13 protein-coding genes are annotated in these 15149 nt (G+C 63.3%); 5 read left to right on the top strand and 8 right to left on the bottom strand.

The features are described from left to right. Positions 1–15: 15 nt before the first annotated feature. Positions 16–402 carry an ArsR/SmtB family transcription factor gene (locus BLU62_RS06320; protein ID WP_004018626.1) on the bottom strand — a complete coding sequence of 129 codons (387 nt, stop codon included), beginning with the start codon at positions 400–402 and terminating at the stop codon, positions 16–18. Between the two features lie 122 nt (positions 403–524). Here BLU62_RS06320 and merA point away from each other — a divergent pair, with 122 nt between their 5' ends. The 3 genes from merA to merB all read left to right on the top strand — a co-directional run bounded on the left by merA (position 525) and on the right by merB (position 3127). Then, entirely contained in the window at positions 525–1961 is a 1437-nt protein-coding gene (gene merA / locus BLU62_RS06315; RefSeq protein WP_005195274.1) for a mercury(II) reductase, read from the top strand. Between the two features lie 34 nt (positions 1962–1995). Next, positions 1996–2406, top strand: coding sequence for a MerR family transcriptional regulator (locus tag BLU62_RS06310; RefSeq protein WP_004018624.1), 411 nt, complete (start codon positions 1996–1998; stop codon positions 2404–2406). A 70-nt stretch (positions 2407–2476) separates the two neighbouring features. Further along, positions 2477–3127: an organomercurial lyase MerB gene (gene merB / locus BLU62_RS06305; protein WP_074848787.1), complete on the top strand. Its 651-nt coding sequence runs from the start codon at positions 2477–2479 to the stop codon at positions 3125–3127. Between the two features lie 35 nt (positions 3128–3162). On the opposite strand, the gene BLU62_RS06300 is transcribed toward merB, so the two are convergent. The 3 genes from BLU62_RS06300 to BLU62_RS33210 all read right to left on the bottom strand — a co-directional run bounded on the left by BLU62_RS06300 (position 3163) and on the right by BLU62_RS33210 (position 7950). Next, positions 3163–6174 (bottom strand): Tn3 family transposase, encoded by a 3012-nt coding sequence (locus BLU62_RS06300; protein ID WP_005195266.1) that lies wholly within the window; start codon positions 6172–6174, stop codon positions 3163–3165. A 183-nt stretch (positions 6175–6357) separates the two neighbouring features. After that, positions 6358–7502 (bottom strand): IS3 family transposase gene (locus tag BLU62_RS06295; RefSeq protein WP_085950783.1). Its coding sequence is split into 2 segments (ribosomal slippage): positions 6358–7235 and positions 7235–7502, totalling 1146 coding nucleotides; the frame shifts between segments, so codons are not numbered across the junction. A gap of 175 nt (positions 7503–7677) precedes the next feature. Then, positions 7678–7950, bottom strand: coding sequence for a hypothetical protein (locus tag BLU62_RS33210; protein ID WP_024497892.1), 273 nt, complete (start codon positions 7948–7950; stop codon positions 7678–7680). A gap of 383 nt (positions 7951–8333) precedes the next feature. Between BLU62_RS33210 and BLU62_RS32475 the strand changes: the two genes are divergently transcribed. Continuing rightward, positions 8334–8936 (top strand): COG1361 family protein, encoded by a 603-nt coding sequence (locus BLU62_RS32475; RefSeq protein WP_139180018.1) that lies wholly within the window; start codon positions 8334–8336, stop codon positions 8934–8936. Between the two features lie 58 nt (positions 8937–8994). Here BLU62_RS32475 and BLU62_RS32470 read toward each other — a convergent pair whose 3' ends face one another. The 4 genes from BLU62_RS32470 to BLU62_RS06270 all read right to left on the bottom strand — a co-directional run bounded on the left by BLU62_RS32470 (position 8995) and on the right by BLU62_RS06270 (position 14046). Further along, on the bottom strand, positions 8995–10344 hold the full coding sequence (locus BLU62_RS32470; protein ID WP_139180017.1) for a hypothetical protein: 1350 nt from the start codon (positions 10342–10344) through the stop codon (positions 8995–8997). 767 nt (positions 10345–11111) lie between these two features. Next, positions 11112–12566, bottom strand: coding sequence for a hypothetical protein (locus BLU62_RS06280; protein WP_024497891.1), 1455 nt, complete (start codon positions 12564–12566; stop codon positions 11112–11114). After that, on the bottom strand, positions 12550–12915 hold the full coding sequence (locus BLU62_RS06275) for a helix-turn-helix domain-containing protein (protein WP_024497890.1): 366 nt from the start codon (positions 12913–12915) through the stop codon (positions 12550–12552). Before BLU62_RS06275 ends, BLU62_RS06280 begins: the two co-directional genes overlap by 17 nt. Before the next feature lie 24 nt (positions 12916–12939). Further along, complete coding sequence (locus BLU62_RS06270) at positions 12940–14046, bottom strand: tyrosine-type recombinase/integrase (protein WP_074848786.1); 1107 nt, start codon at positions 14044–14046, stop codon at positions 12940–12942. Between the two features lie 361 nt (positions 14047–14407). Between BLU62_RS06270 and BLU62_RS06265 the strand changes: the two genes are divergently transcribed. Beyond that, positions 14408–15010, top strand: a complete 603-nt coding sequence (locus BLU62_RS06265; protein WP_244278084.1) for a class I SAM-dependent methyltransferase — start codon at positions 14408–14410, stop codon at positions 15008–15010. The last annotated feature ends 139 nt before the right edge of the window (positions 15011–15149 follow it).

The following is a 15149-nucleotide window of genomic DNA, read 5'->3' as shown; positions in this document are numbered from 1 at the left end:
TGTTGTCGGGTGTGTTCATCGCCGCCCACTACCGTCCGCGGCGGGGATGCGCGGGCAGCAGCCCAGCGCGGCGGAGTTGTCGGCCGCCAGCGACCGCGCCAGCATCACCAGGTCAGCTACCCGCGGATCACCCACGGAGTACCGCAGTTTCTTCCCGTCGCGGCGCGCGAGGACATACCCGCAGTCGGCCAGGCAGGACAGGTGTACCGACACCCGGGGCTGCGAGATGCCGGCGTGTTCGACGCAGTCGGCGGAGGTGCGCTCCCCGGCGAGGATGAATTCGAGGAGCTTGAGCCGGGTCGGATCCGACAGGGCGCGAAAAAACTTCGCCGTCGTATCCAGATGCGTACACGCCGACTCGGCACCGGGCACGGTGACAGTGGCGGTGGTGGACCGGGCCATGGGATCGCCTCCACGAGACTTGAACTATTCGGATAAGCGCATAATATGGTTCCGGTAGATATTCGTCAACACGAATAGCAGCCGTTGTCGGTTCAGCGGTTGCCCGACCAGGAGGCACCCTCGTGACCTTGACAGATTCCCGCGCCGATCTGGCGATCATCGGTTCCGGCTCGGCGGCGTTCGCCGCCGCCATCGCCGCGGTCAACCTCGGCAAACGGGTGGTGATGGTGGAGCGCGGGACGGTCGGGGGCACGTGCGTGAACGTCGGGTGTGTGCCCTCGAAGGCGCTGCTGGCCGCCGCCGAGGCCCGCCACGCCGCCGAGGCGGCGGGCCGGTTCCCCGGGCTCACCCCCGCCGAGGTGCCGCTGGATTTCCCCGCCCTGATCGCGGGCAAGGACGCGCTGGTCGGGCAGCTGCAGGCGGAGAAGTATGTCGACCTGGCCGCCGACTACGGGTGGGAGATCGTCTCCGGCACCGCGGTGTTCGACGGCAGCGCCGAGGCACCCGTGCTGCGGGTCGCGCGCGCCGAGGGCGGTGTACGGGTGATCGAGGCCGACCAGTATCTGATCGCCACCGGTGCCGCGCCCTGGGCTCCGCCGATCGACGGCCTCGTTGAGGCCGGGTATCTGACCTCGACCACCGCCATGGACCTCCAGCAGCTGCCGGAGTCGCTGATCGTGGTGGGTGCGGGCTATGTGGGGCTCGAGCAGGCCCAGCTGTTCGCCCGCCTGGGCAGCAAGGTCACGGTGATCGCGCGTAGCCGGCTGACCTCGGGTGAGGAACCGGAAATCTCGGCCGCGCTCGAGGCCGTCTTCGCCCACGAGCGCATCGACGTGCTCACCGCCGCCACCGTCGAGAAGGTCCTCGCCGACGACGGGCACAAGGTGGTGACCGTGCGCACCGGCGGCGGCGCCAGCACCGAGCTGCGGGCCGAGCAGGTGCTGATGGCCACCGGCCGCCGCCCCAACACCGCCGGGCTGGGCCTGGATGCGGTCGGCGTCGCCGTCGACGAGCGGGGCGCGGTCGTGGTCGACGACCGCCAGCGCAGCAGCAATCCGCGCATCTGGGCGGCCGGGGACGTGGCCGGGGATCCGCAGTTCGTGTACGTGGCCGCCGCGCAGGGCACCCTGGTCGCCGACAACGCCCTGGCCGGTGCCGATCGCGTCCTGGACTACACCACGGTGCCGCGCGTGACGTTCACCAGCCCCGCGATCGCCTCGGTCGGACTGACCGACGCGCAAGCCGCCGCGGCCGGGCTGGCCTGCCAGTGCCGGGTGCTGGGGTTGTCGAGCGTGCCGCGGGCGCTGGTCAACCGGGACACCCGCGGCCTGGTCAAGATCGTCGCCGAAGCCGGCACCGGCCGGATCATGGGCGTGCACGCCCTCAGCGACGGCGCCGGGGACCTGATCACCGCCGCCACCTATGCGATGACCGCGGGTCTGACCGTCGACCGGCTCGCCCACACCTGGGCGCCGTACCTGACCATGGCCGAAGCGCTGAAACTGACCGCGCAGACTTTCACCACCGACGTCACCAAACTGTCCTGCTGCGCAGGCTGACGCCGTCGGACGGGAGGCAGTGATGAACGGACACATGACGATCGGGGACCTCTCGGCCCGCACCGGGGTGCCGGTGAAGGCGCTGCGCGAGTACACCGACCTCGGCCTGATCTACACCCTGGGCCGCAGCCCGGCCGGCTACCGCCTCTACACCGACGACGCGGAGTGGTGCGTGCGGTTCATCGGCGAGCTGCGCGGCCTCGGGCTCACCATCGCCGAGATCTGCCAGCTCACCTCCACCGACCGTGACGACCACGGCCGTTCGGTCGGCGCCCATCTCGCCGAGCTGCTGCAGCGGTCGCGGCAGCGGCTGCGCCAGCGCATCGCCGATGCCGAGCAGATCCTCGACCGCATCGACGCCTTCGAAACCGCACACCGTGCGCATCTGGCCACCGACGACCTGTGCTGGGCCGGTGACCCGTGCGGATGCGAGCTACGGGCTTGACCCTCACCCCGGGGACAGACCCTACCGTCGGCACCGTCACTGTCCGATCGCCCTCGAGGAGTCCGATCCCATGAGTACCGACAACCTCACTGCCGACGTTTTCGCCAAGATCCTGCCCGCCGGCCGGGACCGGGCGCTGATGCGCGCCGCGCTGCGGCTGCTCACCCACGGCACCCCGGTCACCGTCACCGAACTCGCCGCCGCCGCGGGAGTGCCCGACCTCGACCCCGCGCAGACGCCGATCGGCGCCGACGTCGAATACGACGAGGCCGGCCGGATCGTCGGCTGGGGCCTGACCCTCAACCCGACCCCGCACCGGTTCAGCGTCGGTGGCCACCAGCTCTACACCTGGTGTGCCCCCGACACCCTCATCTTCCCCGCCGTCATCGGCGCACCCGCCTGCATCGAATCCGACTGCCCGATCACGGGCACCACCGTGCGCCTGACCATCGACCCCGTCACCGGGGTCAGCGACCTGGAACCGGCCACCGCGATGGTGGCCTTCGTCGACCCCGACCGGATCCAGCCCGGTCACCTCCGCGCCACCTGCTGCAACCCGCAGGTGTTCCTCGCCACCTCCGACGCCGCCCACCACTGGCAGGCGAAATTCCCAGGCATGACGGTGCTGCCGGTCACCGACGCCTACCACCAGCTCGCCCGCCCCCTCGCCGACGCGATCACCGACCCGACCACGACCACCGGAACCAGCGCCTGCTGCTAGATCGCGCCGCCGCCGATCCGGGCCGGCGCTGCGGGTCAGAACAGGGTGTCCCGCACGCGCAGCGGCCGGTACCCGGTGGGGCCGAGCTGGGCGAGTTCGGCGTCGATGTCGACCTCGATGGCGCCGAAGAAGTTGATGTTCTCGCTGTGGGCCGGGGAGATGTGCGTCAGCACCTCGTCGTCGATGCGCCGCCCGGCCCGCCGCATCTGTTCGGTCGCCAGCCCGTAATACTCTGTGGTCCAGGCGATGACGGCGTTGGTCGCCAACGTGAGGCACCATGCCTGTTCGGTCTGTCCCTCCAGGTGCCTCGCGCGCACGGCGCCTTCGTGCGCGTAGAGCAGGTCGCGGCGGAGCGCGTGCAGGGATTCGCCCTTGTTGAGCTGTCGGGAGATCTTGCGCCGATAGCCCGGGTCGGACAGGTACCGGGCGGCGTAGATCGTGCGCCGCAGCGCCCCGTATTCCTTGAGCGCCGCCGCGAGGGCGTTCTGCCGGCCCGACGCGGAGAGCTTGCCGACCAGCAGCGACGCGGTGGCGTGCCCGAACTTCAGCGACCCGCTCAGCCGGAGCAGGTCGTCGTAGTGCTCGGCGATGAGATCCAGATTCAGCTTGCGGGTCAGCAGCGGCCCGGCGTGCGGGAACGCGGACTCCACCTGGGCCCGAGGCGCCGCCCGATACAGGGTGATCCGGCCCAGGTCCCGGATGCGGGGCGAGAGCTGCAATCCGAGCAGGTCGAACAGCCCGAAGTTCACGAGGGTGACGCCGTGCGTGTCGGTCGCATGCTCGGTGATCGGCAGATCCGTTGCATTGCCGAGGATTTCGTCCAGCACGTAGTGAGCTTCGCGTCTCGTCGCGACGATGACCTTGGTGCCGTAGGTGGCGTGCTGATCGGTGACATGGGTATACGTGCTCAGTCCTTCGTTCGCGAAATAGCGGCTCAACGCTCTGGCGGTGACCGATTTGCCGCGGGTCGGGAACCGTTGCCCATCACTCGACGACAGGGTGCCGGCGCCGAAGACCGGGGTCAGCGGCAGCCTTTGGTGGTAGTCGATGATCGTCAGGTTCGCCGCCCGCAGCGTCTCCTCCCGCACATACCATTCGCTGGTCCAGGCCAGGATGTCGTAGGAGAGGCCCGACGCCTCGGCCATTCGGGTCAGCCCGAGGTTGGTGGAGTAGGCCAGCAGGACGGCGATGAGGTTGCGTTTCAGCTCCGGGCTGCGGGCCTGTTTGCCGCCGGCGTGGGTGAAGCAGTCCAGGTAGCCGGTGCGTTTGTCCAGCTCGATCAGCAGCGACACGATCGGCGCGAACGGCAGCATCTCCGTCAGCTCGGCCTTGAGCGCCGTCGCCTCCGCGGGCACATCCTCCGCCGACAGCGGTGAGATCACCAGGTCACCGGCCTCATCGAGACGGACCGGCCCGTCGCCGCCGGCGAGCACCTTCTCCAACTCGCCCATAGCGGCGTCGAGCTCGTCGGTGGCGGTCGCCAGCGCGCGAGCGGGATCAGCGGACTTGCCGACCAGGCGGCAGAACTCGTCACGCTGCGGCTCCCACGCCTGCGGGGTCAGCAGGTACGCGGCCGGGTCGGCGTAGCGGCGCGACCCCGGCACGAACACATCCCCGCTGCGCAACCCGTCACGCAGCCCCAGCAGCACGCACAGCTCCCAGTAGTGCCGATAGGCGGTGGTGTTACCGGCTTTGCGGGCCTCGTCGAGGTAGCCGCGCCACTTCGTCGGCACGAACCCGGTCGGCGCGTCGTCGGGCACCTTGCGGGTACCGGTCGCGTTCAGCTCCCGCAGCATGTGCACCCCGATCAGCAGCTCGGTCGCGGCGGTGCCGCCGGCGAACCGGACTGTCGACAGCACCTGCGGGGTGAACTGCCGCAGGTAGGAGTACGAGCTGTCCAGAGCGGCCAGGTGCCCGTGATCGCGCGGCAGCCGAGGCTTGGCCTGCGCGACCGCGGCCCGCAACCGCTCCCATCCGATCCGATCGCCCCGGATCAGGCCGCCGATCTCCTCGTCGGGGATCTGCAGGTCACAGACGATCGCCAGCAGGTCGTCGAGCAACCCCTGCCGATCCTCTCCGGCCTTACCGCGCTCGGCCAGCTCGTCGCGCATCCGGCGTTCGGCCTTGCTCAACCTGGCCGAGATCGCCTGATCGAACAGCTGCACCACCTCGTCGAGCACATCGGTGGCCGACTGCGCCAACACGGTGAGCAGAATCGGGTAGCGGCGTTGCGGATCCCGGCGTTCGAGGGCTTGGCCCGTCAAGCGGCGGCCCACCGTCGCCAGGAACCGCCGCCGCTCCGCCGGCAGCACCGACATGTCCAGCTCATCCGCGCCCAGGTTGCGCAGGAACACCAGCTTCTCGACCTCGGCCTTCACCGCGGTCGCCGACGCCTCCACCGGGCCGGTCGACAACCACCGCAACCGCGACATCTCGATCGACGGGTCGACGACCAGCAACGCATTCAGTTCCTTACACCGCTGCGGCGTGAACTCGCGCGCCAACCGGTCGTAGGTCTCCCGCTGCGCCCGCGTGCGAGCGTGCGCGACCCGGCGGACCACCGTTTCCGGGCCCGGCCGGATCACCCGCGCCGAGATCAGGTACTCACACGCCAGCCGGAACAACAGCGTCGGCGAATCGTGCTCCATCGCCCGCGCCAGCAGAAACTCATCCAGCTCCTTCAACTCCATCGCCCCGGCAGGCCGCCACCCCAGATACTGGGCCACCAGCCGCACATGCTCGGTCCGCGTCTGCGCCCGCTTGCCATACGAACGAAGCTGCGCTGCATCGATATTCAGCTGATCCGCCAGCCGGGCCACCGCCACCGGCGGCGCCGACGGCACCTTGTCCGGCACGAACCCCAGCCACGGCAAGGTGCACAACGCCACCGCCAGGCCCAGACGGACCGCAGGGCCCCTGCCCTGCGGAGCAACAAACGCCAGATCCGCCGGGGTCAGCGTGAAGTACCGGAACAACTCCTCACGACTGATCTCCGGGAACTCCCGCAGGCGCTGCAACTCCTCGTCCGCGAATACCCGCGTCGCCACGAACCCCAGCCTCCAACACGCCGACCAACCTCATCGGCAGACAAGCCAAGCACCAACCACCCCGGCCCGCAGCCCGAACCGAGAAATCGCCGCTGACCAGGCACTACGCGAACTTCGTTGTTTTTTGCGCCATTACTACCGGGACCCCAGGCAGTTCTAGAGCCAGTTTCTTCTAGCTGTCGGTCAGTCGATCTCGCAGCCCACAGGGTGGTGCTGGTGGGTGCATCGGGCAGCGTACTCGGCCGGGGTCTGGTAGCCCAGCGCCGAGTGGCGGTGCCGGTGGTTGTGGTCGTCTTTGAAATCGTCGATCACCACGCGAGCTTCGAGCAGGGTGGGCCAGCAGTTGCGGTTCAGGCACTCGTCGCGAAGCCGGTTGTTGAACGATTCGATGAATCCGTTGTTCCACGGCGTGCCGGGCGGAATATAGGAGATGCCTACCGACCCTGCACAGAACGCCTGGAGCGCCTCTGAGATGAACTCAGGGCCGTTGTCCATGCGTAGCACCATGGGTGGGCCACCCCAGATCGCGAAGGTCTTCTCCAATTCCTCGACCAACCGGTCGGCGGTGATCGAGCGATCCACGATGTTGAGCAACGACATCCGGGTGTGTTCATCGACCATTGATGCGATCTTGACCTTCTTGCCATCCACGGTCGAGTCAAACTGAAAGTCCAATGCCCACACCACCTTCGGCGCATCCGCCGCCACGATCGGCACTGACGATTGCCCGGCTCGTTTGCGCCGCGGCGCCCGGCGCACCTGCAGGCCCTCCTCCGTCCACAGCCGATGCACCTTCTTCTTGTTCACCTCGATACCGTCGTCGAACCGCAGGTGCGCCCACGCCCGCCGGAACCCGTGTCGCGGGTGCTTGCGGGCGTAGGTGCGTAGCTGTGCACGCATACCAGCGTCCGGGTCGGCCGGTGTCTGAGCCAACGGCAGACGCCGGTAGGTAGACCGTGAAAGCCCAACAACCCTGCACGCCATACGTTCTGACATGTTCTTCACGTCTTTGAGCATGTCGATCGCGGCGCGTTTGGCGGTCGGGCTCAGAATTTTCCCTTGGCGATCTCCCGCAGCGCGTCTTTCTCCAACTCGGCGTCGGCGAGCAGGCGCTTGAGCCGGCCGTTCTGCTCGCGTAGCTTCTTGAGTTCCTTGGCGGCATCAGCGTCCATACCGCCGTACTGGCGGCGCCAGTTGTACAAGGTGGCCGCCGACACCTCGAGGTCGGCGGCGATCTCCTCGCCGTTCTTGCCCTCGGCCGCCAGTTCATCGGCTCGGCGCAACTTGCGCACGATGTCCTCAGCCGAGTGACGCTTCCGTCCCGCCATGATCCCTATCGTCCCTTCTCCGCCCTCAACAGGGCAATCAGGACTCTAGAACCACCCGGACCGGTTCACGGGGGACACGCCACTCCGACCGTGGGTGAGTGCGATTGACGGGCTTTGCAGCCGAGGCGCGTGCCGCGCCGTGTGCCGTTGATCGCGACCGCAAGAGTGTTGCGGCTCAATCTTGTGTCTGCGTGAACGCTGGTAGCAGGATCGCACCGATGAACCACGGGGCGTCGTCGGCGTCAAGGCGTCCGGCGCGTACTTCCTCGGCTGCCGCGTTCATCACCACGTGGGTGGTGGTCAGGAGCCACGTCACGGGCAGATCAGTTCGGAACGCATCTTCGCGTTGTCCACCTCGATCGGATTGCTGGTCGCCGGCCCGGTTGTCGGGCTGTGGTTCGTCATCCGCCAGCTGCGCGCTCAACGTCATCATCGGCTGGGTGCTCACTACAGCCGTCGTGGCCGGGGTGAACCGTCTGATCAACCGCTCCTAACCTCGGGTGCGACCTTCGAGATCACCCTCGACCGGCGGAGCCGCTGACGTTACGTCAGAGAATGTTCAAATACATACTCCCCAACGCCTTTCAGCTGGTAGCGAGACGTGTTGAAGTAGGACGAGTAGCGACGGGAGTGCAGCGTGCCGTCCACGACACCAACCGGCCCGTGCGGCGAGCGCTACCAACAGGCACTGTAACCGCCACCCCACCATCCTCACCTCGAGCAGACGTATGCAGGGAGGAGTGGCACAACCACGCAGGGCCACTACAGCGAGTGGTCGGCAAAATGCGCGACACGCTGTCCACACCTCGGACGATCGTTGACAATGGCTCAATGGATGCTTCCGCCATCGTTGCCGCGATTGCCGCCGCCATCACTTTGGCTGCCCTGTACTTCACGCGACGACAAGTCAAGACCGCAGAAGAACAGACCGCAATCCAGCGGGGAATGTACAAAGATGCCGCTCAACCGTACGTCTGGGCAGATATCCGACCTCACGCCCAGCATGCTTCATTCATGATGCTCATCCTGAAGAATGAAGGACCGACCGTCGCTACCGACGTCTCACTGAAGATTAATCCAGGATTGCCGTCTGAATGGGCCCGGAACGAAGACCACGAGAAGTTCGCGAGCATGCGCTGCTTTGATTCGCTACCACCTGGACGTATGATGCAGTGGAATCTCGGATTGCCACAAGACCTCTTACCATCCCCCGATACTCCGGGTAACGGTGATGGGCGTTTCAAAATATCGATCTCTTTTCGTGGACCGAACGGGACGAAAACCACTTTAAGTTATTCGATAAACCTAAGCGAGTACCGATGGGTCGCAAAGACGACACCCGGCACCCCAATGACTATCGCAAAGTCAGTGGACGACGCCACCAAGACCCTATCCAAGGCAATCAATAACGTTGCGATACAGCTTTCCGAATAGCTTTTTCACGAACGGCAGCAGCGCAATTTCGGAAGCAGGGCTGTCAGTAGTATAGCTCCTAGTCTGGCAGCCCTCCCTCTGAGCGTCGCTCTTGAATTAAAGCATCAAGAACAGCTTGATCTCGAAGCATGGACCGCGGAATAGGTGCAGGCAGGCCGAGTTGATCAAGTAGCTCTCTCAATGAGACGGGGACAGGGCCAGGCTGTAACGTCGTCCACGAACCCAATAGATCAGCGATGTCTCTGGGAGTCGTGGAGAATGCTTCACCGAGGCCCTCGAACAACGCTAGGTCACTCAGCCTCAGTGGCACAGGGGCTCGCGCGGAGCCCCGCAACTCCTCGAACGGCGCAGACCTTGTAATCCAATCCAACCGGACGGAGGTTATGTTTGCGAGACCGTTATTCGGCACAACAACGTACGGTATGAATACCGGATTCGCCTCAACTCCAAAGGATAAGTGCTCCCTAATCAATCTCGCAGTTGACAAAATCTGGTTGAACTTGCTTTCGACAAACGAAGTATCCATATCTTTGTCGTAGGCAGAGACGTCAGCAAGACCTTGAGCAAGCCTGGCACTCAGGTGGTGATTCGTTGCGTCAATGAGAATGCAGGCACGTCCCGCAACCAACAGGAAATCGCAGACCGAAGGGGCTTCCCCTTTAGTACTAGACCACTCCTCCCGCATTTCGCTTTCATATACTACCCTCGAAATTTTGGAACTATAGGATGCAATCCGCCCCAGAATGTCACCAGCGACACGCTCGAACGCATAATTCATTGCAAGGCTGAATGCCTCGGCCGCTGAACCTGGCTTCGCAGGACCAAACGAGAAAAATGTTTGCCAATACAACTGCGAACCAAAGAACCTATCAACAATCCATTGATATCGGAGCGCAAAAACTGTGTCGTCGTCGTCCCGAAGAAATGGACGTTCCGTGAAAACGTATCGCTGATTCGTAACCGGACCCTGCTCGCGATCACGACGAAGCCTGCGCGCATAATCATTCGCCGAATATGCCATGTTCTTAAGTACGAACTCTACGGCGCATTCGGTAGCACCAGCACGCACTAGGTCCGAGCGTCGAACAACGAACCGCCCAGAGGAAACGATCTCGCTAATGATCTGGCCTGCAACCATGACATCGAGCAGCGGGATGCCATTTGCGAGTTCGAAAGCCTCAGCCGGGTTGGCACCTACTCGCGCGTCACTCACGCGTGCCGGCCAAGGCCGAAACCACAGATCGTACGTTAGAGCCTTGATCAACTCGATCTTGACGGGTTCATTGCTAAGGAAATTCGCCATATCATCCAATGCATGCTGACGAATCGCCGCGATGGTCTCGTCAGAGGTATACGCTTCGATCTCTGCGATGTACGCACCGACGTCGGCGGGGTCTGGGTTCGCCATTGAATCGAGTGCGTTCTGTACGCTTACGTGTTCCGTCGTAATGGACATAACTAGCTCAATCACGTCACTTGTTTCGATATCACGTACCCCGGATGATCCCTCTGTGACTGGACACGACTCAAAGACTTCTCGTATGAGTTGCGTTACTGATCGAGGGGGTACGAGACGATGGGTGACCCCGATCATCGGAGACAGCCGGTTAGCCCACTCCGCCCCAACTTCTGTCAGGAGTTCACGTTCGACACTCACCTCTGACCAGTCAGTCGTAGTAGCAACGTCAAGTCGAGACTGCATTGCTGCCAACGCATGAAGAGCCGATCTCTGGGAAATCTGTCCAAGTCGCTGAACCCGCTCGGCGTGGCTCAATGCGGTCAGCCCCGCGTGGTCAGAAATGATCGCGAATAGCGGTGCAGGCTGTCCGGTGGGTAGACGCTTGGGCGCCATGGAAGGTGACGTTCCGGGGCGCGCCCCGTTCGACCGCCTCTCGCGACGCCGTTGTTTGGTTGTCTTACCCGTACGAGGCTTGCCTCGCTTCTTCTTCGACATCTTAACCTCCGCGATCACGTCGGGAATTTGTGATATTCGCACCACTGCCTATACAGAATAATGGCAGCGTAAGTCATGCGCCGTTGTCAACGATTGAATACGTCTCTTGCGTATGCCGCCGCAGCAGAGACCGAATTTCGCTCGATCGTCGCAGGGTACTACCCAAGCATGTGTGGAAGGAATCCCATTCGAATTATCCCCCCAGTGTCGGACTTACATGATCAATCGTCGCCCAAGTTGCTCACATATTCTGCGTACGTTGCAGCAGCTGCCACAGCATGTCGCTCGATCGTCGCGGGGGAGTAGCCTAGGGCATCCGCGAGGATCGCGGGTGGTGCGAGCTTTGTGAGTTCGTGAAGTGTTCCAAGGCGGGCCGCCCTGGTACTGCAGATCGTCGTGAGGCACGTTCGTAAGTACCCCGGGTTGATATGTTGACCAGGCATGTACCCGCGGAACACCCATGTTGTGGCCGGATGCGCAGCGGTGTTCGCGAGCTCGCGCTCGCCAGCGAGGTAGCGGAATGGCTCATCAAGGGGCTCGGGCAGGGCGATGGCGATGTCGCCGAGCGTTACTGTCACAAGCTCGTCGGAGACAATCACGTCGTCCCACGTGAGTTTGACGACGCGATCGATCTGCTGGCCGAAGACGAGTACCAGGATCGCCGCAGCTCGGTCTCGAGGATTCAGCGCCAGTTTGTTCGACGTGATGCTGTCGACGGCATCGTGCTGGTCCTCAGTACTCATCTTGCGACTGCCACGACGGTGCGGCGTCATCGTTAGGTTCGCAGGGACCAGCGTGGTCTTGATAGCCCACGAAAGGAAGCGTATGGCGAACTCTCTCGTGCTCGGACCTTCGGCTTGCCAAGCGTCTAGGTCGGGCTGAGACAGGCCCGTAATCGAGATGTCCCGAGCGGTGAGCCAGTTGAGGAAGTCGATTGTTACAGTGACGGTTTGCTTGGATCTCAAGAAGGTTCCTTGCGACACCGACTCCATCGAATGCATCTGACGTAGATGGTGCCAACGAATATAGCGGTTTACGACGTCACGATGTTCCTCGGATATTACACGGCTGAGGGCTTCGTTGGACCATTCGATATAGCGGTGGAGCAGTCCGTCCCTAGGCGAAAGGATCTCGTGGGCCACCAACAGTTCTCGAACGTACTCGCGTGTTCGTGACTTCGGTAACGCATCGACCACCTCATGAGTCACCGCTGGCGACTGTGCAAGGTCAGTGAGAAATGCAGTGACGTGCGGTTGGTTGATCCACGTGAGTCCGCTATTGGCTCGTTTCATGGACTTCAACGCGGCCGCGAAGGGTTTGAGCTCAGCGTTGATGGCCCCCGTCTCTGGGTTCGTCAGGATCCGGTCAATCGTCGATCCGAAGACGCATCGCCAGCACCGCCCCTTGGCATAGAGCTCTTCTTCTGCGCCGCATTCCACGCAGTCGACGTTCAGTTTGATGCCGCTGCAGGCACGGCAGGCGGGTCGACCGTTGATGATTCCGGGCAGGACGCCGTTGTGGCCACATGCGCACACACCGCGGGTCCGTTTGGCCGCTTGGTAGCAGTAACCACAGATCTCTAGCTCCTGCCAGGTAACGACGCATTCGCGGTGCTCTCCGCAACGCTCGCAGGGGAGCCAGCGCTCTGGGTCTTCTGGCTTACGTGGGCGTGCCATCGTTACCGTCATCTCGGACGATCTTGATCCTGCGTGCCACGGAGCGCTTCTCACCTACGCCTAAGTCCGCCGGATTCGCCGGCGCGTCTGCGGTGGCCGCGGCTCGCATCTCGACGTAGGGCTCAAACAGATCGTTGGGTGTGCATTCGAGGATGTCGCATAGGGCAGCGAAGGTACGAGCCGGGATCCGTTCGGGAGTACCAGTCACCAATCGGTGCACTTGGGCGTTGGAGAGGTTGATCCCACGTGACTTCAGCAACGGGATGAGTTCCGTTGTCTTCCAAAGGTTGTGGTCGGCCATTCGTTGGCGCAGATTCCAGTGATAGCCGATTCGGCGTTGCTCGCTCACGGGTACTTCTTACTCCCACTTTCGTCACGAGTGACGATTCTCTGTTGGATCATCCCTCTGGATGGTCTTCTGTTTGAAGTCTGCAGATACCGATGTGTAGAGGGCGGTGGTCGAGGAGTATGCATGGCCGACTTGCTGTTGTACGAACATTGGGTCGTATCCCGCCTCGAGGAGATGTGTGACGTACGAGTGGCGCAGGCAATGCATCTTGAGCTCCTTCGGCAGGCCGGCCATGTCGCGGACTGCGGTGAAGGTTCGATTGAAGTTTCGGATACCCGTGGCGCCGGCGCGTTCGGATGGCCACAGTGATGCCGAGCGGTCCGCAGTCGCAAAGAGCTCACGCCCGTGCTGCGACATCCAATGTTCGAGAATGCCTACGACCCAGTCGAACTCAGGCACAGTCAGGACCGTGCGTCGCCGTGGGCCCGACCCTGACATGCCCTTGGCGTAGCGGACTTGAACAGCGCCGTAGTGTCCATACTTCTCGACATGCGGATTCGGGCCGAAGTCGTAGTGTTCCAGCATCGCCAACTCGCGGCGCCGGAGACCGTAGGCATAACAGACCTTAAACGCTGTCGAGTCTCGCATGAGCGGGAGCCAGCGTTTCGAGCCCTTCGTGAACTCCTGGTCTACGAGGTCATCACACGCGTCAAAGAACGTCTGTAATTCGACCTGGGTGAAGCTACGCCGATTGGCCGGAATCGCGTCATCTGTCTTGTGGCGCGGCGTGTTCCACTCGAAGACAACTTGAGCGGGAACGTCATCGAACGCTTTGCTACAGAAGGTAGCCCACCCGTACCTTTCGTCAGTGACGTAATAGCAGAACGCCCGAATAGTGCCAGCGTTCGCGCGCAGCGTCGACACCGAGACAGCTTTGGGACCGGTGCGCCGATCAGCGAGGAACTCATCGACATGGATGGGTTGCCAGGTCCACGGATACTCGTTCGAGTGCTCCTGGAAACGCGCCACCAAGCTGCAGGACGACCGGATAAACGGCACACCTAGGCCACGCGCCAGCATCTGCGCCCGCCAGCCGTCCAGCATCGCCTCGAACACTCGGTCTTCAGGCCGCAAGAGACCGACGACACCGTTGGCGAGGAACTCAGGGAGCCGGCCCGGGACGCTCTGCATCAACTCAATGTACGCGAGAATCTCTCATCTGTTTGGCTAAACCAGCACCGAAGTGCGAGAACGATGACCCGAGCGAGCGGCGGCACGCCACACGCACCGGCGCAACCTGCACGGTCACTCGAGATGGACTGGGTCGAGTCCTCTCATCTGTTTCTACTCGGCCTCGTTAAGTGCCGATAAGATACATTATGTCAACTAGTCTGTGGCGAGTTGTATCATCCGCGAACTCGACACGGAGTCTGTCGGATGACAAGGTAGTTGGGAGTTTGACAGCGAACTTGGGAGTCGTTGGTGCACGGCAATGGCGGTTCAGCTGAGCGTTGGCGGCCGCGGCCCGGCACTGGCATGACACAGTGGTCTGGTGCGCAACGTAGGACCCCGGTGGAACCACAACACCCACTACTACGACCTCGTGCTCGACCGCGCGTCACCATCAGCTCGCACCGCCCTCGACGTTGGCACAGGCGACGGACTGCTGGCGATCCGGCTCGCTGAGAAGATCCCTCATGTCACTGGACTGGACTCCAACGCCGAAATAATCAACCGCGCTCAGTCAAATTGCGTCTCCAACGTCACCTGGATCACCGGCGATGCCCTCACCTATGAGTTGCCCGAGACGCACTACGACCTTGTTGCCGCCGTCGCCACTGTCCACCATTTCCCTGATCTGATGGCCGGTCTGCAGCGCCTAGCGGACCTCACCTCCCCCGGCGGCGCACTGGTCGTAATCGGCTGCGCCCGCAGCTCGACGCTTCGCGACTACGCCTTTGATGCCCTCGGAGTCGTGCAGCACCAGGTTCTTTCGCGCACTCGTGGCTTCTGGCAGCACAACGCCCCTGTCCAGATGCAGTCTGCCCACACGTACGCCGAAGTGGAAGGAATCGCGGCGGCGATGCTACCGGGCATGAAGTGGCGACGCCTTCCGCTGTGGCGATACGCCGTCACCTGGAACAAGACGAAGTAGCAAACGAGCACCACTCCGTTCGCCGAGACCCGTCGTCGTCGACCGCCTGAGAAGTGGTATCGACTCTTTGTCGTACCCCCGTCGTACTTTCCCAATTGATCACGGATATAGATCGGAGGGGTTCGCGATGGGCACGGAG

Origin of the sequence: Gordonia westfalica (assembly GCF_900105725.1) — a bacterium.
Classification (GTDB): domain Bacteria; phylum Actinomycetota; class Actinomycetes; order Mycobacteriales; family Mycobacteriaceae; genus Gordonia; species Gordonia westfalica.
Note: the sequence above shows the minus strand (reverse complement) of the source record. Positions and strands in the feature narration are given on the sequence as shown.